The following is a 22190-nucleotide window of genomic DNA, read 5'->3' as shown; positions in this document are numbered from 1 at the left end:
CTGGTGTTCCTCGTGACCATCGCGCTGACCCTGCTCGCCCTCCTGGCCGCCTGCCTGATCAAAGAGGTCCCGCTCGCCGGTGGTTCGTCCGGCGACTCGGCCGGCGGGAAGCGGCAGGGCCGGCCCCCGGAGGGGCCGACCCACTGGGGAGCGAACGACCTCAGACGTTGACCCCGAAATCCTGCGCGATGCCCACCAGGCCCGAGGCATAACCCTGGCCCACCGCACGGAACTTCCACTCCGCGCCATTGCGGTAGAGCTCGCCGAAGACCATGGCGGTCTCGGTGGCGGCGTCCTCGCTCAGGTCGTAGCGGGCTATCTCGGCTTCGCCGGCCTGGTTGACGATGCGGATATAGGCGTTGCGCACCTGGCCGAAGTTCTGTGCACGGGCCTCGGCGTCATAGATGGAGACCGGGAAGACGATCTTGTCGACATCGGCCGGGAGGGCGGCGAGGTTGACCTTGATCTGCTCGTCGTCGCCGTCGCCCTGGCCGGTGGTGTTGTCGCCGGTGTGGACGATGGACTGGTCCGGGGTCTGCTTGTTGTTGAAGAACACGAAGTGGCCGTCGGAGTAGACCTTGCCGCTCTGGTTCACGGCGATCGCGCTCGCGTCGAGGTCGAAGTCCGTGCCCGTGGTGGTGCGGACATCCCAGCCGAGGCCGACGGTGACGGCCGTCAGGCCCGGGGCCTCCTTGGTGAGGGAGACGTTGCCACCCTTGGACAGGCTTACAGGCATGGGAGTGATCCCTTTCTTGTCGGGCTCGAGCCGTCTTTCATTCCCCACAACGCCAGATGGGGACGGGGAGGTTCCAGCTTTCTTTACTTTCTTTGCCGACGATTCCCTCGCGATGTCGGTCAGGGAAACCCCGGTGACCCGCGGTTGCGGCCGGGGGTCCGGGGGTTGTCCCCCGGGAAGGCGCAGTACTGGTTTCTGATGCGGGGTCGGCTCCAGGCCCGGCAAAACGAGGTGACGGGGGGAGCGATGGGGAGGGACCATGGGTGTCATGTCCGGTCCCTACGTCATCCGCGGCTCCGTCTCCCTCCCGGAGGCCGAGCTCCAGTGGCGTTTCTCGCGCTCCTCCGGGCCGGGCGGCCAGCATGTGAACACCAGCGACAGCCAGGTGGAGCTGCGCTTCGACCTCGCTGCCACGGATGCGCTGCCTCCGGTGTGGAAGGAGCGCGCGCTGGAGCGGCTGGCCGGTCGGCTGGCGGGCGGGGTGGTGACCGTACGGGCGTCGGAACACCGCTCGCAGTGGCGCAACCGTGAGACGGCGGCGGTACGGCTCGCGGCGCTGCTGGCCGAGGCGACGGCACCGCCGCCGCGGCCCAGGAGGCCGACGAGGATTCCGCGCGGCATCAACGAGCGGCGGCTGCGGGAGAAGAAGCAGCGGGCCGACACCAAGCGCGGCCGGTCCGGCCGGGACTGGCACTGAACTCCCGGGCGCCTCAGGCCAGCCGGCGGTAGCGGCCGCGGAAGTAGGCCAGCGGGCCGCTCTCCGTGCCGGGAGCGGCGGCCGTCAGGACCCGGCCGATGACCAGGGTGTGGTCGCCCGCCTCGACCCGCTGTTCGGTGCGGCACTCGAGCACCGCCAGTGCGCCCCTGACCAGGGGGGCGCCGGAGGCCTCGCCGCGCTCACAGGGGATGTCCTCAAAGAGCAACCGGTCGCTGATGCGGCCCTTCATGGCGAAGCGCCCGGCGATGTGCCGCTGGCTCTCGGAGAGCACGGACACCGCCCAGAGCGGGTGGCGCGCCAGCAGGTCGTCCATCCGGGAGTCGTTGCGCACGCTCACCAGCACCAGTGGTGGATCGAGCGACACCGACAGGAAGGCCGTCGCCGTCATGCCGACGTCCTCGCCGCGCGGACCGTCGTCCGGGTCGTGCGCGGTCACCAGCACGACGCCCGCGGCGAGGCGGGCGAGGGCGGCACGGAAATCATCGGCTGTCACCCCTTCAGGATGCGCTATGCCGGTCATGGTGGGCGAAGTCGTCTCGAACACGCGGAGCACGCTATCCGGCCCGTCCGAGGAGGCGCATCGGGCTGCGGGACCAGGCCGGTTCTGGTATTGGTCCTAGGCCTGTCCGTCATCCCGTGTTTCCCTGCGCAATTTCGCGCAGGGAAACACGGGAGACAGACAAGGTTCTTCTCGGACCGTTCAATTTGCGTTTAGCAAGCGTAAGAGCGCACTCAAAGACGGATGGTGGGCGCTTTGTCACACCCTGTGACATGACTCACAGCGGGCGCTAATTGTTGACCCTGTGTACCGAGTTGTCAGCTCACTGTGATTCAGTGGCGTGGTAAGCGGACAACAAGAAAATCTGGAGTAGCTGTCGAGGTCTCGGGGGAGAGCGAGCTATGGAGTCCGAGTCGGAACCGTATGTACGCCTGGCGACCTTGCGGCAGGTTCACCAGGCCGTCGCGGACCTGAACACCGCGCGCAGCCTCGCGGACACCTTGCAGACCGTCGCCGACGGCGTGGTGGCCGGGCTCGGCTATGAGCTGGCGGCCGTCAACCTGGTGCGACCGGACGGCGATCTGGTGGTCGCCGCTGTGGCGGGCAGCGCGAGCGCCGAGGCGTTCCTGGCCGGCCGGGTCGGCTCGCGGGTGTCCTGGGAGCGGCGGCTCGCCATGGGTGACCGCTGGGGTGACCTGCGCTTCATCCCGTACACCGAGGGCTGGGTCCTCGACGAGGACGACGTCCCGCAGTGGCGCACCACGGGCCCCGCCCCGCGCTTCCCCGACGAGTGGCACCCCATGGACCGGCTGTTCGCCCCGATGTACACGGCCGGTTCCGGGGGCGGCGAGCTGCTCGGCGTGCTTTCCGTCGACAAACCGCGCAGCGGCCGCAGGCCCGGCGCCTGGGGCCGCGAGGCTTTGCAGATGTATGCGTTCCAGGCCGCGGTTGCGATCAGCAACGCCCGGCTCCGTGCAAATATGCAGCGCGCTTTGGTCCGTTTGGAACGCGAGCAACAGGCGCTGCGGGCCAGCGAGGAGAGCTTCCGGCAGGCCTTTGAATACGCGCCCAGCGGCATGGCCATCGCCGAAATGGGCGGAGACCAGCACGGCCGGCTGCACCGGGCCAATGATGCGCTCTGCCGGCTGCTCGGCCGGTCCGCCTCCCAGATGCGCCGTTACTCCCTCTCGGATCTCGTCCACCCCGAGGACATCGGCACCCTGCTGCGCACCTCCGCCGAGGGCGGCCGCGCCGAGTTGCGCCTGCGGCGGCGGGACGACAGCTATATCTGGGTGTCCCTGCGCAACTCGGTGGTCGCCGACGCCGCCGACGGCCCCCGTTTTCTGCTCACCCATGTCGAGGACATCGAGGAGCGCAAGCGCCATGAGCTCCAGCTCGCCCACCGCGCCAGCCATGACTCGCTGACCGGCCTGCCCAACAGCGCCGAGCTGCGCGCCCGGCTGGGCAGCCGGCTGTGTACCCGGCGGCCCGGCGGCGAGGCACACGCCTCGGCGGCCGTCCTCTCGCCCTTCGGCCGCCTGGACGGCTTCGCCGGGGCGACGAGCCTGCTCGCCGACCCGGAGTCCGGCCATGGCTTCGGAGCCGACGGGGTGCCGGACTACGCACCGGAGCCGCTCGCCGACGAATACGGCGACCACGGCCCCCGCGTCGAGAGCGGATACGACCGGCATGTGCACGCCATTCCGCTCGACGAGGACAGCGACGAGGACACCAAGGGCCTCGCCGTCCTCTTCTGCGACCTCGACGGATTCAAGTCGATCAACGACCGGTTCGGCCACCACGCGGGCGACGCCGTGCTGGTCGAGGTCGCCCGGCGGCTGACCGAGGGCGTGCGCGACGGCGACACCGTGGCCCGGCTGGGCGGCGACGAGTTCGTGGTGCTCGCCGACGGGCTGGGCCGGGCGGACGCGGAGGACCTCGCGGTGCGGCTGCGCAGCGGCATCATCCCGCCGATACGGGTGGACGGGCGGGCCGTCCGGGTGGGGGCCAGCTTTGGCATCGGCTGGGCGGGCTGCGGCATGTCGGCCGACGAGGTGTTGCGCTCGGCGGACCAGCGGATGTACGTCGAGAAGCGGTCCCGGGCGAAGACCGGCCGGAGAGCGGGCTGAGGGCCGGGCCACGGCGTGGCCCGCCCCGCTCGGGTACGCTTCGCCGATGCGGCACCGCCGCCCGCCGCGGTGGCCGAACCGGCCTCGACAACCGCGGGCCGGGCGCGCACAGCGCGGGTGCCGACGGGCACACCATCATGGGGAGTGACAGGGGATGACGGCCGGTAACAACGGTGGCGCCGGTGGCGCGGGCAAGCCGGAGGACGACGACCCGTTCGCCTACCTGTACCGCTCGGAAGACGGCGAGGGCGGCGCCGACGGCGGTACGGCCGCACCACAGCCGGGCGTCCCCCGCACGTCCTACAACCAGGTCCGCCCGGTGGGCTCGCGCCAGTACGGAGCCCCGCAGGGCGGTGGTACGTACGGCGGCCAGGCCCCCGGCGGTACCTACGGCGGGCACCAGCCGATGCCGGGCCACCAGCCCATGCCGGGGCACCAGCCCGCCCCGCACTACGCGGCACCCGAGACGCTGCCGGGCGGCGCGCCCCGCCAGCCGATGCCCGGTGGGGGCGGTCCGGTTCACGACGGCGGTCGGCCCAAGCGGCGGGGGCTGCTGATAGGGGCGATAGCCGTGGTGCTGGTCGTGGCGGGCGGCATTGGCGCCGCCATGCTGACCAATGATGACTCGGACAGCAAGAGCAACAAGGTCAACACGGCGGACGGAACCAACAAGCCGAGCCCGCCGCCGAGCGACAAGTCCAAGGACAAGAAGAAGGGTTCGGACGCCAGCAAGAACCCTTCGGCCGAAGGGGAGTTGAAGCGGGATGCCGCGACCCTGAAGCTGAGCGGTGGCGCGACCACTGCAAAGGATGTAAAGGGCGCCAACGCTGACGGCGGCACCTACGTAAGCATGAGGCCTGGTGGGACCGTTGAGTGGAAGGTGGATGTCCCACGGGCCGGTGATTACACGGTGTTTGTGAACTACGGGGTGCCGGGCACGGACACCACTGCCACGCTCTCGGTCAATGGGAAGGCGCTCGACTACCCGGTGAAGTTGAAGAACCATTCACATGCGGCGAGTGGTGACTGGGCAAATGGCTGGACGCACACCTACAACTTTGTCCAGCTGGACAGCGGTACCAATGTGATCAAGCTGTCATGCGGGCAGGGCAGCCAGTTCAACCTTGACCAGTTGCAGCTGAAGCCGGGGCAAGTGCAGTAGAGCGCGGTCGCGTTCGGTAAGCGACAAGTTCGGTCAACTTGTCGCATTTGGTGCTTACTTGGCAGTGAGGCCGAGTAACGTTCTCGGTAGCGCTTCGAGCGCGCCCCCCTTCTCGAGGGCCTGTCTTCGGGCTACTCGGCCAGGGTGTCCCGATCCGGGCTCCCTCCGGCGCGGCCACCGGCATCTTGGTCGCATCCCGCGAAGGGGGGCGCCCGTGGGGCGTCACTGTAAGAGGCCCTTGCACGCCAAGAAGTCCCTGGGCAAACGGATCGTAGCTGTGATCCGGGAGTTGGGGAGGTGGTGCAGGGGGCGGTGACCGCCAGTCCTCCGAACAGGTGAGGACTGGCGACCAAAACCGCCGACTTACAGTTGGCCCTCGCTGCGGATGTCGGTCCGTGGCGAGGGCCTCTCCTTGCTATGGGCAACTGCGTTGTGCTGGGTGCGAAGGGGTGGTGCTGGCCATTCCTCCGCGACACTGAGGACTGACGGTCAAAACTCTTCCAGTTGGCCCTCGCTGCGCATAATGCATAACCGGTACGCACCGAAGCCGCTCCCACGCTAGCGGGTGTCGGCACCGTTGCGCGAGTCCCTCCCGGATGTGGTCACCCGGAGGAAGCGTTCCACCGTCGCCGCCATCGCCTCGCGTGCGGGGGCCAGGTACCTGCGCGGGTCGACGGCGGAGGGGTGGGCCTCCAGGAAGGCGCGGATGGCGCCGGTGCAGGCCGTGTTGAGGGCCGTGCCTACGTTGATCTTGGTGATCCCGGAGGTCACCGCGCGGCGGAGGTCATGGTCCGGGACGCCGGAGGAGCCGTGCAGGACCAGGGGGACGGGCACCGCCTCGCGGAGGGCCGCGATCAGGGTGTGGTCGAGGGTCGCGGTGCGTTCGGTCATGGCGTGGGTGCTGCCGACCGCCACGGCGAGGGCGTCGACGCCGGTTTCGGCGACAAAGGCGGCGGCCTCGGCGGGGTCGGTGCGGATGCCGGGGGTGTGGGCGTCGCCCGCCTTGCCGCCGATGCGGCCCAGTTCGGCCTCCAGGCAGAGGTCGCGTTCATGGGCCCAACGGGCAGCTGCCGCCGTTGCCTTGACGTTTTCGGCGTAGGGGAGTTTGGAGGCGTCGAACATGGCCGAGCTGAAGTCGTGGGCGTGGGCGGCATGGAGTAGGTCGATGGTCTCGATGTGGTCGAGATGGAGGGCGAGACGGGCGGTTGAGGCGCGGGCCACGGCGGCGGTCGCGGTGGCCAGGGGGGTGAGGTTGCCGCCGTGGAACTTCACGGCGTTTTCGGAGATTTGGAGGATGGCGGGGGTGTTTGCGGCTTCGGCGCCGCCGGCGATGGCCTCGGCGTGTTCCACGGTGATGACATTGAAGGCGGCCACGGCGTGGTCGCGGATGAGGTCACGGGTGTGGACGAGCATGCTTCCCGGCTTTCTGTGCGTGGGCGGCGGAGACAGCGGCGAGCTCGGCTGACGCAGGGGCACCCCTCATGCCGCCGTGACCTTCACCCGGGCCCGTACCGCCTCGTACGCCCCGGCGTCGAACTCGCCCGCCGCGGGCGCCCGTACGGTCGCGCAGGACAGGGCCACCGCCCGGGCCAGCCGGTCCGGCCAGAGCAGGCCGTCCGTCCAGCCGGACAGCAGGCCCGCGACGGCCGAGTCGCCCGCCCCCGTTGGGTTGCCCGTGACGGGGGCGGGCGGGGCCGCCTGCCAGCTGCCGTCCGGAGTGACGGCGAGCATGCCGTCCGGGCCCAGGGACGCGACCACCGCGTGCGCGCCCCGCCGCCGCGCGTCGAGCGCGGCCTGCAGGGGGTCCGTCGAACCCGTGAGCTCGGCCAGTTCGGACGCGTTCGGCTTGACCACGTCCGGCCGGGCGGCGACACCGCGGCGCAACGGCTCCCCGCTGGTGTCCAGCAGCACGGGCACCCGCCGTGCGCGGGCCTCGCGGACCAGCTGGGCGTACGCCCCGACCGGCACCCCGGGCGGCAGGCTGCCGCACAGGGCCACCGCCTCGGCGGTGCCCAGCAGGTGCGAGTAGCGATCCAGGAAGGCGGCCCATTCGGCGGAACCGACCTCCGGGCCGGGCTCATTGAGCTGGGTGGTGTCGCCGGTGCCGGCGTCGACGACGCCGACCGTGCGGCGGGTGGGGCCCGCGATCGGGACCAGCGCGTCCGTGACGGTCGGCGCGGTCCGGGCCAGGAGCCGCCGCAGGGACTCGCCCGTCGCGCCGCCCGCGAAGCCGGTGACCGTGGTGTCGTGCCCCAGCGCCGCCAGGACGCGGGCCACGTTCAGGCCCTTGCCGCCCGCGCGTTCCAGCACCTGGGTGACCCGGTGCGAGGCGTATGGGCGCAACCGCGGGACGCGGTAGGTCAGGTCGAGCGCGGCGTTGAGCGTGACGGTGAGGATCAACTGCGCCCCTTCGTACGACCGGTGCGGAAGATTGCGCGAGCGATCATGCCAAAACAGCAGCGGCAGGCCCAGACCTCCGGACCTGCCGCCTTTGTGCAACCACGGGAAGAATCACCGCACTTCTGGATGGACCAGCCATTTCCCCTTGCGCATCACGCCGGTCAGCGCATACGAATCGTCGAGCACCACCAGGTCGGCGTCCTTGCCGGGCTCCAGCGAGCCGACCCGGTCGTCGACGCCCAGCAGGCGGGCCGGGTTCGCGGACAGGGCCCGTACGGCGTCCTCGACGGACAGCCGGTCGATGGTCACCGCGCGGTGGAAGGCGGTGTCCAGGGTCAGCGTGGAGCCCGCGATCGAACCGGCCGTCGGGCCGTCGGCGATCCGGGCCACGGCGTCCTTGACCTCGACGCTCATCGGGCCGAGCGCGTACATGCCGTCGCTCATGCCCGCCGCGCCCATGGCGTCGGTGATGAACGCGACCCGGTCCGCGCCCGCGCGGGCGAAGGCCAGCTCCAGGACGGACGGGTGGAGGTGCGTACCGTCGTTGATCAGCTCGACGGTGACCCGCTCGTCCTCCAGCAGGGCGGCGATCGGACCCGGGGCGCGGTGCAGGAGTGACGGCATCGCGTTGAAGAGGTGGGTGGCGACGGTGGCGCCCGCCTCGATGGCGTCGAGGGTCGCCGCATAGGAGGAGTCGGTGTGGCCGACGGCCGCGATCACGCCATGGTCGGCGAGCATCCGGACGGACTCCAGGCCGCCGGGGAGCTCCGGGGCCAGGGTCATCATGCGGGCCGTGCCGTGTGCGGCGTCGACCAGCTTGCGCACATCCGCCGGGTCCGGGTCGCGCAGCAGCTCCGGCTGGTGTGCGCCGCAGCGGTGCGGGGAGATGAACGGGCCCTCGAAGTGGACGCCCGCCAGTTCGCCCTGCTGGGTCAGCTCGGCGAGGGCGGCCGCCTGGCGGGCGAGGTCGTCCAGGTCGCCGGTGACGGTGGAGGCGACCATCGTGGTGGTGCCGTGGGCGCGGTGCGCGCGGATGGCGGTGAGTGCCTCCTCGGGGTCGCCGGAGGAGAAGGACGCGCCGCCGCCGCCGTGCACATGCATGTCGACGAAGCCGGGGACGATCCAGTGGCCGGTCAGGTCCAGAGAGGGCGCCGGGGAGGGTGCCGGGGCGTGCCCGGGCCGGTCGGCCGCGATGCGGCCGTCCTCGACGGTGAGGCGCCCGTGCTCGGCCACTCCGGTCGGCAGCACCACCCGGGCGCCGGTGAGAACCGTTCGTTCGACCATCAGGCGGTTACCTCCGTGGATTCCATGGCGAGCAGGTCCCAGGCGAGCAGACCGGCGCCCAGGCAACCGGCGGTGTCCCCGAGGGCCGCCGGGACGATGAGGGGCATCTTCTGGAACGTGAGGCGTTCCGCGACGGCCGTGCGCAGCGGCCTGAACAGGGTCTCCCCGGCTTCGGCGAGCCCGCCGCCGATGATCAGCGTACGGGGGTCCAGCAGGGTGAGGCCGATGACGAGGCCGTCGGCGAGGGCGTCCACGGCCTCCTGCCAGACGGCCTGTGCGCGGGGGTCGCCGGATTCGACCGCCTTGGCGCAGCCGGCGGCGTCGGCGGCCGGGTCGCCGGTGGCCCGGGCCCAGGCGCGGCTGACGGCGGAGGCGGAGGCGAGGGTCTCCAGACAGCCGCGGCCACCGCAGCCGCAGGGTTCGCCGCCGGGGCGGATGGTGATGTGGCCGATCTCGCCCGCGTAGCCGTGGGCGCCCTCCTCGATGCGGCCGTCGATGCCGATGGCCCCGGCGATGCCGGTGCCGAGGGGGAGGAAGAGGAAACGGTCGGCGCCCCGGCCGGCGCCGATGCGGCCCTCGGCCAGGCCGCCGGTGCGGACGTCGTGGCCGAGGGCGGTGGGGATTCCGCCCAGCCGCCGGGTGAGCGCCTCCCGGAGGGGGACGTCGCGCCAGCCGAGGTTGGCGGCGTAGACGGCGGTGCCGGTGGCGGTGTCGACGATGCCGGGAACGGCTATGCCGACGGCGGCGGGGGCGCTGCCGAGGCGGCTGCTGCCGAGTGCCCGGAGCTCGGTGGCGAGGTCGAGGATGCCGTCGACCACGGCCTCGGGGCCTTTCTCGCGTGCGGTGGCGCGCCGGGTCTCGTACCGCAGGGTGTTGTTCTGGTCGACCAGGGCTGCCTTGATGGCCGTGCCGCCTACGTCCAGGGCGATGACGTGTTTCACGCGGACAGTGTCGCGTGTGGGGGTGCGAAAGGTCTAGTCCACTGTGTGCCCTCGCTACCCGGGGAGGATCACGCTGCGCGTGAGGTTGCGCGGAGCGTCCGGGTCGAGCCCCCTCGCCTCGGCGAGCGCCACCGCCAGCCGATGCGTACGGACCAGGTCCGCCATCGGGTCGGCACCTATGTGCACCAGCGTTCCCCCGGCCCGCACCACGTCGGCCGCCAGGCCCTCCGGCAGCGGGCCGAAACCCCATACCACCCGCCCCGGCCCGGTGATCGCGACCGGCCCGTGGCGGTACTCCATCGCCGGATACGACTCCGTCCACGCTCCCGCCGCTTCGCGCATCTTCAGCGCGGCCTCCTGCGCCAGTCCATATGCCCAGCCCCGGCCCAGGAAGGTCCACTGCCCGGCGGTGAGCACCGCCTCCGGGAGGGGGGCGGCGAGGGCCGTCTCCGCCTCGGCCGCCGCTTCGGCGACGGTTCTGGCGGGGAGCGGGCCGTGTGCCTCCAGGCCCGCGCGCAGCAGCGCCAGCGCCGTGGTGGCGAAGCGGGTCTGGACGACCGATTCCTCGTCCGCCCAGTCCAGCACCGCCACCGAGCCGGCCGCGGACCGGACGGGGGTGTCCGGGCCGGCGGTGAGCGCCAGCGTGGGGACGTGGTCCCGCAGGGCGCCCAGCAGCTCCAGCACCTCGGTGGTGGTTCCGGAGCGGGTGATCGCCACCACCCGGTCGTACCGGCGGGACGCGGGGAACTCCGAGGAGGCGAACGCGTCCGTCTCGCCCTGGCCCGCGGCCTCGCGCAGCGCCGCGTACGCCTGGGCCATGAACCACGAGGTGCCGCATCCCGTCACGGCGACCCGCTCGCCGGGGCGCGGCAGCCCCTGGGCCGCGGCGGCCGCGGAGACGGCGCGGCGCCAGGAGTCGGGCTGGGTGGCGAGTTCCCGGGCGGTCCGGGAGGCGGGGGACTGCTTCATGCCCTGGGCTCCTTGCGCGGTGCGGTGAAAGCGGTCAGTCCGTGGATAGCAGCCGGACGGTGCGGGGGGGAAGGGCGAGGCCGGAGCGAGAGCCTGTTCGTACAGCGCTTAAAGTGGCGCGGACGAGACTTGTGGTCTCCTTCGCAACTGATCGGCACAAATCCAGATACTGATCGGCACAACCAACCACGAGGGCGGAAAAGCACGTGCAGCGGCGGCGGTTCTTGGGTCTGACGGCGGCTGGTGCCGCCACTGCGGCGTTGGCGCCCGCTCTTGCGGGGTGCGGAAGCGAGGGGCCCGGGGGCGGCAGGACGCTGAAGCTGATCGCGGCGGAGTACGGCGACGGCAAGCCGGCCAACAGCTCGAAGAACTACTGGGAGTCGGTGGCCCGTGCCTTCGAGGGCGAGCACAAAAACATCTCCGTCGAGGTCGAGGTCCACAACTGGACCGAGGTCGACAAGAAGGTCGCCGACCTGGTCGCCAAGGGCGAGGCCCCGGACATCGCACAGATCGGCGCGTATGCCGACTTCGCCGCGGCGGGCAAGCTCTACAGCGCCGACCAGCTGCTCTCCGTCCCCACCCAGGCGGACTTCATCACCTCGATCGCCAAGGCGGGCGAGGTGCACCGGATGCAGTACGGCCTGCCGTTCGTCTCTTCGACGCGGATGCTCTTCTACAACAAGACGCTCTTCGAGAAGGCGGGCGTCGCCCGGGCCCCGCAGAGCTGGGACGAGCTCCAGGCCGCCGCCGTCAAGCTCGAATCGGCGAAGGTGAAGACACCCTTCGCGCTGCCGCTGGGCCCCGAAGAGGCGCCTGCCGAGACCCTGTTGTGGATGCTCGGTGCCGAGGGCGGCTACACCGACAAGAACGGTGACTACACCATCGACTCACCCCAGAACATCAGGGCGTTCACCTGGCTGCGCGACGAGCTCGTCGGCAGGGGCCTCACCGGCCCCGGCGACCCCGGCCGCACCAACCGCCAGGATGCCTTCGACGCCTTCGCCAAGGGGCAGGTCGGCATGGTCAACGGGCATCCCAGCCTGATGCAGCAGGCCGAGGCGGGCGGTGTGAAGTACGGGATGGCGCCGCTGCCGGGCATCGAGGGCAAGGCCAAGTCGACGATGGGCGTCGCCGACTGGCTGATGGCCTTCAAGCAGCGCGGCCACCGCACGGAGATCGGCCAGTTTCTCGACTTCGTCTACGGCACCCAGACCGTGCTGGACTTCACCGGCCGCTATGACCTGCTGCCGGTGACCACTTCCGCGTCGGAGACGATGCAGAAGAAGGAGGGCGTCAAGAAGGAGCTGCTGCCCTTCCTGGAGCAGCTGCAGACCGCCGAGTTCTACCCGGCCGACAAGACGTCCTGGGCGAGGGTCAGCAAGGCGATCAAGGACAAGATCGGTGGGGCCGTGCGGAAGAACGGTGACCCGGCGGGTGTGCTGGGCGAGATCCGGCGTGAGGCTGCCTCGGTGGACGGCGGCCGTTAGGTTGGAAGACGTGCCAGATGGGTTGCCAGATGGGTGGGAAGACGTGCCGGGCGCCCGGCCCGGGGGCGAACGCGACGGGGCGGGCCGGGGAGATTCCGGGCTCTCCGAGCGCGACCGGGCCGTCCTCGCCCTGGAGCGGCGGTCCTGGCCGGGGCCGGGTGCCAAGGAGCGGGCCGTGCGGGAGCGGCTCGGCATCACGCCGACCCGCTACTACCAGCTGCTCAACGCCCTGCTGGACGACCCGCGCGCCCTTGAGCACGACCCGGTCACGGTCAACCGGCTGCGGCGGTTGCGGGACGCCCGCCGCGAGCGCCGCTGACGCCGGCCCCCACCGGCGCGGCCGCGCGAGTAGGGTCGGGGCATGGGCAGCCATTCCCTTCCGGACCCCGTGACGTCCGCCGGCCGCGACGGCCTCGCCGCGCTGCTGGAGCGGCCCGAACGCGCGGTCGTAGCGCTGGACTTCGACGGCACGCTCGCCGAGATCGTGCCCGACCCCGAGCAGGCCCGGGCCCATCCGGCGGCGGTGCCGGCGCTCGCCCGGCTCGCCCCGCGGCTGGCCTCCGTCGCGGTGATCACCGGCCGCCCGGCCGGGGTCGCGGTGCGCCATGGCGGCTTCGCCGGGGTCGCGGGCCTGGAGCACCTGGTGGTGCTCGGCCACTACGGCGCCGAACGGTGGGACGCGGTGACCGGCACGGTACGGGCCCCCGCGCCGCATCCGGGCGTCGCGGGGGTGCAGGCGGAGCTGCCCGGCGTGCTCGACAAGTCGGGTGCCTGGCAGGGCACTTGGGTTGAGGACAAAGGGCGCGCCATTGCCGTGCACACCCGCCGGGCCGCCGATCCGCAGTCTGCCTTCCAGGCGCTGCTGGGGCCGCTGACCGAACTCGCCGAGCGGCATGGCCTGATCGTCGAACCCGGGCGGCTGGTGCTGGAGTTGCGTCCGCCGGGGGTGGACAAGGGGGTGGCCCTTGCCGAGTATGTGCGCGGGACCGGGGCCTCGTGCGTCCTGTACGCGGGGGATGATCTCGGCGATCTCGCGGCGTTCGCGGCGGTGGAGAAGCTGAGGACCGAGGGGTTGGCGGGGGTGCTGGTGTGCAGTGGGAGCGCTGAGGTCGCCGAGCTTGCCGCCCGGGCCGATGTGGTGGTGGACGGCCCGGGCGGGGTGGTGGATTTGCTGGGCGCCCTGGCCGACCGGCTGGGGTGAGGGGGTGGCTGATGGATCCCCGCGGCGTCCGCGGAGATCCATCAGCCACCCCCGGGGCCGCCCGGGCACCCGCACCGGCCCGCGGTCAGCTGCCGTCCGCGTCGGCGGTCTCCCGCTTCGCCGGTGCCTTGCCGTCGTCCTTCACGCCGACCGCGGCCAGCGCCGTCGTCCAGTCGTGCGCGATGGCCCGCTGGACCTTCGCCAGGTCCGCCTTTCCCGAGCAGATCGCGTTCTTCAGCTTGGTCTCGACCACGTCCTTGGGGTTGTTGGGCCCGGCGCCCTCCTTGTGGTCGGGGGACGGGGGCTCGACCCAGAGGTTGCGCGGGTCGTTGGGGTCGCCGCCGAGCTGGAGGCTGATGAGGTGGTCGTACTCGGCGTCCCGCATGGAGCCCTGGTAGCCGTATGACGCCGCGTTGGCGGTCTTCTCGCGGTTGGTGACGCTCACCGGCGGCCGGATGCCCTTGGTGTAGCCGCTGCGGCAGATCGTTTCCTTCAGGCTGGCCTGGGTGACCTTGGGGTTGGTCGCGCCCGGCGTGCACTTGGCGTCCGGGAGCGGCTGCTTGCTCGCCGTGTAGCGGTAGGTGCAGCTGCCCGCGGCGGGCTGTTTCTGCACGGTGTACGAGGACTGGGGGCCGGGCCCGGCCGGCACGGCCTGCCCGGCGGCGCCGTCGGACGAGGGCGCCGACGCGGCTGCCGAGGATGCAGCGGAGGGCGAGCCCTTGGCGTCGGACTTCTTGCCGGAGTCGGAGGAACAGCCGGTGGCGGTGGTGGCGACCAGGGCGGCCGAGGCCGCCGCAAGTACGACCCAGCGTGGGGCATTTGACATGACCCCATGTCTACCCTGACGCGCGGCGGTCCAGCACAGAGGGTGGAGCGTACCCGTGCATAACCGGCGGGCGCCGAGGGGCGCGCGCTCCGGCGGGCACTCTACCCGCGCTCCAGGGCCCGCAGTTGGTCCAGGAACCACCGGGCCGGTGGCAGCGCCGTCGCCGCCGCGGCCAGCCGCTTGGTGCGGTCCGCCCGCTCGGCGGGCTCCATCAGCAGCGCCTCGTGCAGTGCCCGGGCGGTGGCCTCCACATCGTACGGATTGACCAGCAGCGCCTCCTCGGCCAGCTCCGCCGCCGCCCCGGCCTCCCGGGAGAGCACCAGCGCACAGCCGTGGTCGGAGACCACCGGGACCTCCTTGGCGACCAGGTTCATGCCGTCCCGGATCGGGTTGACCAGGGCCACGTCGGCCAGCCGGTAGGCGGCCAGCGAGCGTGCGAAGTCGTCCTTGACATGCAGGTCGACCGGGAGCCAATCGGCCGTGCCGAAGGCCGAGTTGATCTCCCCCGCCACCCGCTCGACCAGGGCCGTGTAGTCGCGGTAGACCGCCAGGTCCTGCCGGGAGGGGTAGGCGAAGGCGATGTGCACCACCCGGCCGCGCCACCGCGGGTGGTCCTCCAGCAGCCGCCGGTAGGCATACAGCCCGCGCACGATGTTCTTGGACAGCTCGGTGCGGTCCACCCGCACGATCGTCCTGCGGCCCGGGCCGATCCGCTCCCGCAGCGCCGCCAGCCGCTCCGCCACGTCCGGCCGGTGCGCGCGCTCCCGCAGGAAGTCCGCGTCCGCGCCCAGACCGTGCACCCCGAGCCGGGTGCTGCGCCCCGCGAAGCGGATCGCCGCCGTCGCCTCGCCCTCGCGCACCGGTTCCGCGCCCAGCACCCGCACACAGCAGTCGGCGAACGCCTCGGCCCAGCGCCGGGTCAGGAACGCCGCCCGGTCCCCGCCCAGGATGCCGCGCAGCACCTGCTCGGCCACGTCGTCGGGCAGCAGGCGGTAGTAGTCCGGGGGTGCCCACGGGGTGTGCGAGAAGTGCCCGATCCGCAGATCCGGCCGCCGCTCGCGCAACAGCCCCGGAACCAGGGCCAGATGGTAGTCCTGCACCAGCACCACCGCGCCCGGTGCGGCCTCCTCGGCGAGCGCGTCCGCGAAGGCGGCGTTGTACGCCTCGTAGGCCGCCCACTGGGTCCGGAAGCCGGCGTCGAAGACGGGCTCCAACGGGGTCTGGTAGAGCAGGTGGTGAATGAACCACAGCACGGAGTTGGCGACGCCGTTGTAGGCCGCGGCGAAGGTCTCCGGCGCGATGTCCAGCATCCGCACCAGATGGCCGCCGGTGTCGGTGGTGTCCAGCCTGCCGCCCGCCCGCCGGGCCGCCCGGCGGTCGCCCTCGCCGAGCGCCGCGCACACCCACACCGCCCCGGAGTCCGGGCCGATGGCGCTGAGCCCGGACACCAGCCCGCCGCCGCCCCGGCCCGCCGTCAGGGTGCCGTCCTCGGCGAGCCGGTAGGAGACCGGCCCCCGGTTGGAGGCCACCACGATCGGGGCGGAGTGCATGTGCGCCTGCATGTGCTCAGCAACCATGACGCCAGCCTTGCCGCCGTGTCATCCGCTCAAACGTGCGCTTACGCCGCGCGATGCCGGGCGTACTCGGGTATCCCGGCCATCGGCGGCCGCTCCTCCGTGTCCACCGCATAGGTGCGCGGAACGAAGCCCTCCGCCGTCCGCTCGAACTGGGTCAGCACCGGGCGCACCAAGGGTCCGCGGGCCAGTCGCAGCTGTGCGGTGCGGTAGATCGCGGCGGCCATCCGGCCGAGTGCCCGGGCGTCCTGGTGGCGGTGCTTGCGTACGCCCACGTCCACCTGGGCCAGTGCGTCCAGGCCCACCGTGTGCAGGGCGTCCACCAGCAGCCCCAGCTCCACGCCGTACCCCACGGGGAACGGCAGCCGCTCCAGCAGCGAGCGGCGGGCCGCGTACTCACCACCCAGCGGCTGGACGAAACCGGCCAGCTGCGGCCAGTGCAGATTGAGCAGCGGACGGGCCACCAGCTCGGTCACCCGGCCGCCCTGGTCCACCGTCCTGCCGGAGGCGGGCGAATCAAACTCGGCGCCGGAGGCGGGCGAACCGGGCCCGGCGCCGAGCGGGCGGTCGTACATCGCCTTGACGAAGTCGACGTCGTCATCGGTCAGCAGCGGGCCGACGATCCCCGAGACGAAGGACGCCGAGAAGTCGCGCAGGTCGGCGTCGATGAAGCAGACGATGTCCCCGCTGGTCACCAGCAGCGACCGCCACAGCACCTCGCCCTTGCCGGGCAGCGCGGGCAGCCGCGGCAGGATGGCGTCGCGGGGCACCACCCGCGCCCCGGCGGCCGCGGCGGCCTCGGCCGTACGGTCGGTGGAGCCGGAGTCCAGCACCACCAGCTCGTCCACCAGGGGCACGGCCTCGGTCATCAGGGCGCGGCGGATCTCGGCCACGATCGCGCCGACCGTCGCCTCCTCGTTGAGCGCGGGCAGCACCACACTGACGGTGGTGCCGGTGTCCCGTTTGGCGGCGAGCAGCCGGCCGAGCGGACGGTCGGCTGCCGACCAGGACCGCCGGGACAGCCAGCGCTCCACCTCTTCCAGCACGTGAACGACTCCTCGTCTGTGATGCATCTCGCGTTACGGACGGCCCTCTCAAGCGCGCGGGCCTTCGGTTACAGTCTTGAACAACGCGGACCGCCGTCGTATGTCGGGGTCGCCGCGCGCATAAACGCCTGGGCCCCGCCCAGTGCCATACCGCTCATCCAGAGGGGCAGAGGGACACGGCCCGTTGAAGCCCCGGCAACCCTCCAGCCGGTTTAACTCGTCACAGACACGAGGCTCCCGGTGGGGAAGGTGCCAATTCCGTCTCGTGGCGAGGTGCGCCACGGGGAAGATGAGGAGAAAGGGCCTCGCCTCCATGGCTGTGCAAGCTGTTGAAAGCGTCATTTCTTTCGGTCCCGCCGTCGCGCTGTCCTGCCGCGAGTGCGGCGGGCGCGTCCCGCTCGGCCCCGTCTTCGCCTGCGCCGTCTGCTTCGGCCCGCTGGAGGTGGCGTATGAGCTGCCGGCCGGCGACCCGGAGGGGCTGCGCCGCCGGATCGAGTCCGGTCCGCCGAACATCTGGCGCTACGCCCCGCTGCTGCCCGTCCCCGAGGACGTTGCGGACAAGCCCAGCCTCAACCCCGGCTTCACCAAGCTGGTCAAGGCCGACAACCTGGCCCGTGAACTGGGCGTGACCGGTGGGCTGTACATCAAGGACGACTCCGGCAACCCCACGCACTCCTTCAAGGACCGGGTGGTCGCCATCGCCGTCGAGGCCGCCCGGGCCTTCGGCTTCACCACGCTCTCCTGCTCCTCGACGGGCAACCTGGCCGGCGCGGTCGGCGCGGCCGCGGCCCGCGCGGGGCTGCAGTCCTGTGTGTTCATCCCGCACGACCTGGAGACGGGCAAGGTGGTCATGGCCGCGGTCTACGGCGGCGACCTGGTCGGCATCGAGGGCACCTACGACGATGTGAACCGTTTCTGTTCCGAGCTCATCGGCGATCCGCTCGGCGAGGGCTGGGGGTTTGTCAACGTCAATCTCCGTCCGTACTACGGCGAGGGGTCGAAGACCCTGGCGTATGAGATCTGCGAGCAGCTCGGCTGGCGGCTGCCGGACCAGATCGTGATCCCCATCGCCTCGGGCTCACAACTGACGAAGATCGACAAGGGGTTGCGGGAACTCATCGCGCTGGGGCTGGTCGAGGACCGTCCGTACAAGATCTTCGGCGCCCAGGCGCTGGGCTGTTCGCCGGTTTCGCGGGCGTTCAAGGACGGCCATGACATCGTCCGCCCGGTCAAGCCGGACACCATCGCCAAGTCCCTCGCCATCGGCAACCCCGCGGACGGCCCGTATGTCCTGGACATCGCCCGGCGCACCGGCGGGGCGGTCGAGGATGTGACCGACGCCGAGGTGGTGGACGCCATCCGGCTGCTGGCCCGGACGGAGGGGATCTTCGCGGAGACGGCGGGCGGGGTGACGGTCGGAGTCACCCGCAAGCTGCTCGCGGACGGGCTCCTCGATCCCTCGCTGACCACGGTCGTGCTCAATACCGGGGACGGCCTCAAGACGCTGGACGCGGTCGCGGCGGGGCCCACGGCGACGATCCGGCCGACGCTGGACGCGTTCCGGGCCGCCGGGCTCTGACCCGGCGGGCAGCTCCGAAGGCCGCGGCCGGCCGACAGTCACCACCAACTCCCAACCAAAGGCGACCCCATGAGCGTGACAGTCCGCATTCCCACCATCCTCCGCACCTACACCTCCGGCCGGGCCGAGGTCACCGCCGAGGGGGCCACCCTCGGCGAGGTGATCAAGTCGCTGGAGAGCAACCACCCCGGCATCGCCGCCCGTGTCCTCGACGAGGCGGGCAGACTCCGCCGCTTTGTGAACGTCTATGTCGACGACGACGATGTGCGCTTCGAGAGCGGCCTGGGCACGGCGACCCCGGATGGCGCCGGTGTCTCCATCATCCCTGCGGTCGCGGGTGGTTGACGTTTCGTAAGTTCCCTGCAAAAACACCGGAATCGCCCCGGTCCGGAAGCGGACGGGGCGATTCCGGCTGTTGAGGCGCGCTACAGTTGGGCCGTTCCCCCTCCGGTGTCAGTGCCGAACGCATATGAGAACCCGTCAAGTTGCCAGGGAAAAGTGCGAGTGAATTGTCGGGTTGGTTGGGGTGTGCCCGGCCCGACGTGCCCTGAAATCACCCCAGTTCGCCGTTTGTTGCCGATTGGCCGCCCTCCGATTTCTCGTCCGTCTGACCTGTTGCGGACGGCATCCGTGCAGATACATTCAGCCGCGGTCGACGCGTTCCGGCGCACACCCCCTCCTGTCGGGGGGTGAGGTCTGACCCGGGTCCGCGAAGTGCGGTCCTGTGCAAGGGCCAGTAATAGGGGAGTTAGGCATGGCTCAGGGCACCGTCAAGTGGTTCAACGCGGAGAAGGGGTACGGCTTCATCGCGGTCGACGGTGGTGCGGATGTTTTCGTCCACTACAGCGCGATTCAGATGGACGGCTACCGCACCCTCGAGGAGGGGCAGCGGGTCGAGTTCGAGATCTCGCAGGGCCAGAAGGGGCCTCAGGCGGACATGGTGAAGGTGACCGCCTGACCGCGGCGCATCGACCAATCGGTCTTACGGCTCGGCTGAGGGGCCCGTACCTCGTGGGTACGGGCCCCTTACGCATCCCTGATCCCGCTTGCGCATCCCTGATCCCGCGCGGGCCCCGGCCGTCGCCCGGCCGCACCCCGCATCGGCGCCCCTGCGGAGTGGCCCTTGCACTCTCAGGGGCCGAGTGCTAATCATTGGGCTTAGCACTCTCCGGGTGAGAGTGACAGATTTGGACCGTCGGTGAGGTCCGCAGGCCGGGTGGGGCAAGGAACCACCAGGCCCGCAGGCCGTCCGTCGCGGGCGCCGGTGCGGTCCGGAGCAATCCACCCCAGTCCGGGAGGACCACTTCACATGGCCAAGATCATCGCGTTCGACGAGGAGGCACGGCGCGGTCTCGAGCGCGGGATGAACCAGCTCGCCGACGCCGTCAAGGTCACCCTCGGCCCCAAGGGCCGGAACGTCGTCCTCGAGAAGAAGTGGGGCGCCCCCACGATCACCAACGATGGTGTGTCCATCGCCAAGGAGATCGAGCTCGAGGACCCGTACGAGAAGATCGGCGCCGAGCTGGTCAAGGAGGTCGCGAAGAAGACGGACGACGTCGCCGGTGACGGCACGACGACCGCGACCGTCCTCGCCCAGGCCCTGGTCCGCGAGGGCCTGCGCAATGTCGCGGCCGGCGCCAACCCGATGGCCCTGAAGCGCGGTATCGAGAAGGCCGTCGAGGCCGTCTCCACCGCCCTGCTCGACCAGGCCAAGGATGTGGAGACCAAGGAGCAGATCGCCTCCACCGCCTCCATCTCCGCCGCCGACACCCAGATCGGCGAGCTCATCGCCGAGGCCATGGACAAGGTCGGCAAGGAAGGCGTCATCACCGTCGAGGAGTCGCAGACCTTCGGTCTCGAGCTGGAGCTCACCGAGGGCATGCGCTTCGACAAGGGCTACATCTCGGCCTACTTCGCCACCGACATGGAGCGTATGGAGGCGTCCCTGGACGACCCGTACATCCTGATCGTCAACTCCAAGGTCAGCGCGGTCAAGGACCTGCTGCCGCTCCTCGAGAAGGTCATGCAGTCCGGCAAGCCGCTGCTGATCATCGCCGAGGACGTCGAGGGCGAGGCCCTGTCGACCCTGGTCGTCAACAAGATCCGCGGCACCTTCAAGTCCGTCGCCGTCAAGGCCCCGGGCTTCGGCGACCGCCGCAAGGCCATGCTCGGCGACATCGCCATCCTCACCGGTGGCACGGTCATCTCCGAGGAGGTCGGCCTCAAGCTGGAGAACGCCGGTCTCGACCTGCTCGGCCGCGCCCGCAAGGTCGTCATCACCAAGGACGAGACGACCATCGTCGACGGTGCCGGTGAGAGCGACCAGGTCCAGGGCCGGGTCAACCAGATCCGCGCCGAGATCGAGAACAGCGACTCCGACTACGACCGCGAGAAGCTCCAGGAGCGCCTCGCGAAGCTGGCCGGCGGCGTGGCCGTCATCAAGGCCGGTGCCGCCACCGAGGTCGAGCTCAAGGAGCGCAAGCACCGCATCGAGGACGCGGTGCGCAACGCCAAGGCCGCCGTCGAGGAGGGCATCGTCGCCGGTGGTGGCGTGGCCCTGCTGCAGGCTTCCTCGGTCTTCGAGAAGCTGGACCTCGAGGGCGACGAGGCCACCGGTGCCAACGCCGTCAAGCTGGCCCTGGAGGCCCCGCTCAAGCAGATCGCCGTCAACGGTGGTCTCGAGGGCGGCGTCGTGGTGGAGAAGGTCCGCAACCTGGCCGTCGGCCACGGCCTCAACGCCGCGACCGGCGACTACGTCGACATGATCGCCGAGGGCATCATCGACCCGGCCAAGGTCACCCGCTCCGCGCTGCAGAACGCCGCCTCCATCGCGGCGCTCTTCCTCACCACCGAGGCCGTCATCGCCGACAAGCCGGAGAAGGCCGCCGCGGCCGCTCCGGGCGGCATGCCGGGCGGTGAGATGGACTTCTGAGCGAATCGCTTCGCTCGGCTGTCCAGCCGGTACGGACCGAGGGCGGCACCCCCATGGCGGGGGTGCCGCCCTCGGGCGTTTTGGGCCAGGCTTATGAACGGAGACCTGCGTAACCGTGTGCCTGGAGGCGCCCATGTCGCGTACTTTGAACGATCCGGCTGACGCGCTTGCCGAGGCGGTCGCCGCTGTCAAGCGGCGGGAGTTCATGGAGATGCTGGATGGGGGCGCCTTTGACGACCTCGGGGACTCGGAGGTGATGGCGGGCGCGTGGCGATGCGCCGAGCCTTGGCCATGCGTTGTGTAGCAGCTGTAGTGGTCGCTACCGTCGCCTTATGAAGCAGCTCAACCTTCGGATCGACGACGACTTGTACGCCGCCCTCGAGCGGCGGGCCGCCGGGGCTCATATGGCGCCGACTGACTATGCTCGCGCGCTGCTCATCGACGATGTCAATGAGCAGCGCAATCGCTTCCTTGCCTACGCTGCCCATTTCTCCGAGAAGTTCGCAGCGGATTTCGAAGATGAGTTCGGCCCATATCCGGCCAAGGCGGCAAAGAGCGAGGCCGAAGCCGCGTGATCCTTCACATCGACCGGGCCTGGCTCCTTGATGTTGCTGCCCACCACGTTCCATCGGATCCGGACATCACCGACTACGGCTTCTCTGAACTAACTGAATAGCTGGGCCAGTTGGCCGAGATAGATGGCACTT

Annotated in this window: 22 protein-coding genes and 1 riboswitch; of the genes, 12 read left to right on the top strand and 10 right to left on the bottom strand. The window is 70.9% G+C overall.

The genetic code is table 11. From position 1 onward, the window contains the following. Nucleotides 1–12 precede the first annotated feature (12 nt). A complete protein-coding gene (locus ABCR83_RS27505; RefSeq protein WP_462697907.1) occupies nucleotides 13–171 on the top strand; it encodes a hypothetical protein in 159 nt (52 codons plus the stop codon). Here the strand turns inward: ABCR83_RS27505 and ABCR83_RS27500 are convergent. After that, complete coding sequence (locus ABCR83_RS27500; protein WP_462697906.1) at nucleotides 161–736, bottom strand: TerD family protein; 576 nt, start codon at nucleotides 734–736, stop codon at nucleotides 161–163. The genes ABCR83_RS27505 and ABCR83_RS27500 overlap by 11 nt on opposite strands. A 259-nt stretch (nucleotides 737–995) precedes the next feature. On the opposite strand from ABCR83_RS27500, the gene arfB reads away from it, so the two are divergent. Continuing rightward, nucleotides 996–1433 (top strand): alternative ribosome rescue aminoacyl-tRNA hydrolase ArfB, encoded by a 438-nt coding sequence (arfB, locus tag ABCR83_RS27495; RefSeq protein ID WP_462697905.1) that lies wholly within the window; start codon nucleotides 996–998, stop codon nucleotides 1431–1433. 13 nt (nucleotides 1434–1446) lie between these two features. Here the strand turns inward: arfB and ABCR83_RS27490 are convergent, their stop codons facing one another. Then, a complete protein-coding gene (locus ABCR83_RS27490; RefSeq protein ID WP_462697922.1) occupies nucleotides 1447–1974 on the bottom strand; it encodes a flavin reductase family protein in 528 nt (175 codons plus the stop codon). Nucleotides 1975–2354: 380 nt separating this feature from the next. On the opposite strand from ABCR83_RS27490, the gene cdgB reads away from it, so the two are divergent. Together cdgB and ABCR83_RS27480 are read left to right on the top strand one after the other, a co-directional pair. After that, the gene (gene cdgB, locus ABCR83_RS27485; protein ID WP_462697904.1) at nucleotides 2355–4082 is read left to right on the top strand and encodes a diguanylate cyclase CdgB; all 1728 of its coding nucleotides are present in this window, start codon (nucleotides 2355–2357) and stop codon (nucleotides 4080–4082) included. 154 nt (nucleotides 4083–4236) lie between these two features. Next, the gene (locus ABCR83_RS27480; protein WP_462697903.1) at nucleotides 4237–5244 is read left to right on the top strand and encodes a carbohydrate-binding protein; all 1008 of its coding nucleotides are present in this window, start codon (nucleotides 4237–4239) and stop codon (nucleotides 5242–5244) included. Between the two features lie 558 nt (nucleotides 5245–5802). On the opposite strand, the gene ABCR83_RS27475 is transcribed toward ABCR83_RS27480, so the two are convergent. The 5 genes from ABCR83_RS27475 to ABCR83_RS27455 all read right to left on the bottom strand — a co-directional run bounded on the left by ABCR83_RS27475 (nucleotide 5803) and on the right by ABCR83_RS27455 (nucleotide 10838). Continuing rightward, entirely contained in the window at nucleotides 5803–6657 is an 855-nt protein-coding gene (locus ABCR83_RS27475; protein ID WP_462697902.1) for a class II fructose-bisphosphate aldolase, read from the bottom strand. 66 nt (nucleotides 6658–6723) lie between these two features. Beyond that, complete coding sequence (locus ABCR83_RS27470; protein ID WP_462697901.1) at nucleotides 6724–7644, bottom strand: 1-phosphofructokinase family hexose kinase; 921 nt, start codon at nucleotides 7642–7644, stop codon at nucleotides 6724–6726. A 111-nt stretch (nucleotides 7645–7755) separates the two neighbouring features. Further along, nucleotides 7756–8928, bottom strand: coding sequence for an N-acetylglucosamine-6-phosphate deacetylase (gene nagA, locus ABCR83_RS27465; RefSeq protein WP_462697900.1), 1173 nt, complete (start codon nucleotides 8926–8928; stop codon nucleotides 7756–7758). Next, on the bottom strand, nucleotides 8928–9869 hold the full coding sequence (locus tag ABCR83_RS27460) for an ROK family protein (RefSeq protein ID WP_462697899.1): 942 nt from the start codon (nucleotides 9867–9869) through the stop codon (nucleotides 8928–8930). Before ABCR83_RS27460 ends, nagA begins: the two co-directional genes overlap by 1 nt. 54 nt (nucleotides 9870–9923) lie before the next feature. Continuing rightward, a complete protein-coding gene (locus ABCR83_RS27455) occupies nucleotides 9924–10838 on the bottom strand; it encodes an SIS domain-containing protein (protein WP_462697898.1) in 915 nt (304 codons plus the stop codon). A 206-nt stretch (nucleotides 10839–11044) separates the two neighbouring features. Between ABCR83_RS27455 and ABCR83_RS27450 the strand changes: the two genes are divergently transcribed. Genes ABCR83_RS27450 through otsB form a run of 3 tightly spaced genes read left to right on the top strand, consistent with a single transcriptional unit; the run spans nucleotide 11045 to nucleotide 13526 of the window. Next, nucleotides 11045–12325 (top strand): extracellular solute-binding protein, encoded by a 1281-nt coding sequence (locus tag ABCR83_RS27450; RefSeq protein ID WP_462697897.1) that lies wholly within the window; start codon nucleotides 11045–11047, stop codon nucleotides 12323–12325. 43 nt (nucleotides 12326–12368) lie between these two features. Continuing rightward, entirely contained in the window at nucleotides 12369–12644 is a 276-nt protein-coding gene (locus ABCR83_RS27445; protein ID WP_462697896.1) for a DUF3263 domain-containing protein, read from the top strand. A gap of 42 nt (nucleotides 12645–12686) precedes the next feature. Continuing rightward, nucleotides 12687–13526: a trehalose-phosphatase gene (gene otsB / locus ABCR83_RS27440; RefSeq protein ID WP_462697895.1), complete on the top strand. Its 840-nt coding sequence runs from the start codon at nucleotides 12687–12689 to the stop codon at nucleotides 13524–13526. Nucleotides 13527–13611: 85 nt separating this feature from the next. Here the strand turns inward: otsB and ABCR83_RS27435 are convergent, their stop codons facing one another. The 3 genes from ABCR83_RS27435 to ABCR83_RS27425 form a co-directional block, all read right to left on the bottom strand. Continuing rightward, the gene (locus ABCR83_RS27435; RefSeq protein ID WP_462697894.1) at nucleotides 13612–14352 is read right to left on the bottom strand and encodes a hypothetical protein; all 741 of its coding nucleotides are present in this window, start codon (nucleotides 14350–14352) and stop codon (nucleotides 13612–13614) included. Between the two features lie 101 nt (nucleotides 14353–14453). After that, entirely contained in the window at nucleotides 14454–15929 is a 1476-nt protein-coding gene (locus tag ABCR83_RS27430) for an alpha,alpha-trehalose-phosphate synthase (UDP-forming) (RefSeq protein WP_462697893.1), read from the bottom strand. A gap of 41 nt (nucleotides 15930–15970) precedes the next feature. Further along, nucleotides 15971–16972 carry a glucosyl-3-phosphoglycerate synthase gene (locus ABCR83_RS27425; protein WP_462697892.1) on the bottom strand — a complete coding sequence of 334 codons (1002 nt, stop codon included), beginning with the start codon at nucleotides 16970–16972 and terminating at the stop codon, nucleotides 15971–15973. A 151-nt stretch (nucleotides 16973–17123) separates the two neighbouring features. After that, nucleotides 17124–17268, top strand: a riboswitch (SAM riboswitch). 17 nt (nucleotides 17269–17285) lie between these two features. Here ABCR83_RS27425 and thrC point away from each other — a divergent pair. From thrC to ABCR83_RS27400, 5 genes are all read left to right on the top strand, one after another. Then, the gene (gene thrC / locus ABCR83_RS27420; RefSeq protein WP_462697891.1) at nucleotides 17286–18551 is read left to right on the top strand and encodes a threonine synthase; all 1266 of its coding nucleotides are present in this window, start codon (nucleotides 17286–17288) and stop codon (nucleotides 18549–18551) included. Nucleotides 18552–18620: 69 nt separating this feature from the next. Beyond that, a complete protein-coding gene (locus tag ABCR83_RS27415; RefSeq protein ID WP_462697890.1) occupies nucleotides 18621–18896 on the top strand; it encodes a MoaD/ThiS family protein in 276 nt (91 codons plus the stop codon). Between the two features lie 409 nt (nucleotides 18897–19305). Then, a complete protein-coding gene (locus tag ABCR83_RS27410; protein WP_004954158.1) occupies nucleotides 19306–19509 on the top strand; it encodes a cold-shock protein in 204 nt (67 codons plus the stop codon). Between the two features lie 351 nt (nucleotides 19510–19860). Continuing rightward, nucleotides 19861–21483 carry a chaperonin GroEL gene (gene groL / locus ABCR83_RS27405; RefSeq protein ID WP_462697889.1) on the top strand — a complete coding sequence of 541 codons (1623 nt, stop codon included), beginning with the start codon at nucleotides 19861–19863 and terminating at the stop codon, nucleotides 21481–21483. 332 nt (nucleotides 21484–21815) lie between these two features. Beyond that, nucleotides 21816–22058 (top strand): hypothetical protein, encoded by a 243-nt coding sequence (locus ABCR83_RS27400; protein ID WP_462697888.1) that lies wholly within the window; start codon nucleotides 21816–21818, stop codon nucleotides 22056–22058. The last annotated feature ends 132 nt before the right edge of the window (nucleotides 22059–22190 follow it).

Source organism: Streptomyces xingningensis (genome assembly GCF_054957865.1).
The sequence above is the reverse complement of the archived record's forward strand: the minus strand, read 5'-3'. Positions and strand labels throughout refer to the sequence as shown.